Below are 388 nucleotides of genomic sequence, written 5' to 3'. Positions count from 1 at the left end.
GATCGAGGCCGCGGGCGGCCGGGCCGTGGTCAGCACCGCCGACGTCGCCGACTGGGACCAGGCCGAGGCAATGGTCCGCCAGGCCGTCGACACCTTCGGAGGCCTCGACGTGCTGGTCAACAACGCCGGCTTCGTGCGCGACCGGATGCTGGTCAACACCAGCGAGGAGGAGTGGGACGCCGTCGTCCGCGTGCTGCTGAAGGGCCACTTCGCGCCGCTGCGCCACGCCGGCGCCTACTGGCGGGGGGAGGCCAAGGCGGGGCGCCAGCGCGCCGCCCGGGTCGTCAACACCTCCTCCGGCGCCGGCCTGCAGGGGTCCGTCGGCCAGTCGGCGTACTCCGCCGCCAAGGCCGGTGTCGCGGGCCTCACCCTGGTCGCCGCCCAGGAG

At 75.3% G+C, this 388-nt stretch carries 1 protein-coding gene; it reads left to right on the top strand.

The annotated features are described in order from the left end of the window. The coding region (locus CBF90_RS16965) for an SDR family NAD(P)-dependent oxidoreductase (protein ID WP_141097248.1) at positions 1 to 388 on the top strand (388 nt) is incomplete at both ends.

Source organism: Microbacterium sp. AISO3 (assembly GCF_002204305.1).
GTDB classification, from domain to species: Bacteria; Actinomycetota; Actinomycetes; order Actinomycetales; family Microbacteriaceae; genus Microbacterium; species Microbacterium arborescens.
The sequence above is the reverse complement of the archived record's forward strand: the minus strand, read 5'-3'. Positions and strand labels throughout refer to the sequence as shown.